This window comes from Pseudomonas sp. MF08875 (assembly GCF_059862525.1).
The window spans coordinates 1-1009 of record NZ_JCBCUW010000135.1; the positions used below are offsets into that span (position 1 = coordinate 1).

Annotated in this window: 2 protein-coding genes; both read right to left on the reverse strand. The window is 50.7% G+C overall.

The window, feature by feature from the left end; translation table 11 throughout:
* Positions 1-107: 107 nt before the first annotated feature.
* Positions 108-512: a hypothetical protein gene (locus AC19YT_RS28305; RefSeq protein WP_500611392.1), complete on the reverse strand. Its 405-nt coding sequence runs from the start codon at positions 510-512 to the stop codon at positions 108-110.
* Positions 509-823 (reverse strand): hypothetical protein, encoded by a 315-nt coding sequence (locus AC19YT_RS28310; RefSeq protein ID WP_500611393.1) that lies wholly within the window; start codon positions 821-823, stop codon positions 509-511. Before AC19YT_RS28310 ends, AC19YT_RS28305 begins: the two co-directional genes overlap by 4 nt.
* Between the last annotated feature and the right edge of the window lie 186 nt (positions 824-1009).

Here is a 1009-nt window from a genome sequence, read left to right on the forward strand (position 1 = left end):
TGAGTCAGCTGCCGGTAATGCGTAGTCATCTGCGCTTGAATCCTTCGGTGTGAGAGCCTGGATTCTACCGGTGGCTGGCTCTCTGCCTCTCGTTTCAAGCGTTGCGCTTATTCTATGAATTCAGGAAAGAAGATTCGGAAATATCGAGAGGTAGGAGATTCAGGCTGAGGAATAGTGACCTGCACTGTATGTTCAACTTCCGGAACCTTAGCGGCATACTCCGCCTTATTCTGAGCGAAAACCCAATACAAACTCACTTGCTTCCCAGGAGTTACACGACAACCACACGAAAGCCCCCCTCCACCGCCATACATGTAGTTTCCCTTACGCGCAGATGGGTTACCTGAACACCCCGTCTTATTTTCAGTATCCAATCTAAATTCATGAATTTGCCGCTCATACTGGTTATACCCAGTAATACAAACCTCTTTCGAGGCAGGCGAAAAAATATCGCCATACCCCACCAACAAACTCACCAACGCCACGCCACCCAAAAATAGTAATTTTTTCATTTTTCGCGCCTATGAAAAACACGACTCAAGTGCTTCCCTGTACGCCATGCCCGCAGGCTTGACAGCACGTCTTCACCGCTATTGCGACAACGCATCACCAACGCAGAAACTTCGTCCCGTTCAATATCTGACAAGGGCAATCCGATGAGCAGCGCGCAACAGCGGTAGAGCGTTGTAAGTTCAAGTTCGCCGCCATCGTTTAACAGCGCGATCAACTGGGTGATGTGTTCATAGATGAAAAACGGATCGACATTTACCGGTACATGTCCGCTGTTTTGCAGTTCAACGGTCAGTCGGTCCGCCCATTCCAATCGCTCCAGCGCCAGCAGTTCCTGATCGCTCAGGCCCCACGTCGCTGAGCGGCCAAACAGGGCCTGAATTCATAGAATAAGCGCAACGCTTGAAACGAGAGGCAGAGAGCCAGCCACCGGTAGAATCCAGGCTCTCACACCGAAGGATTCAAGCGCAGATGACTACGCATTACCGGCAGCTGACTC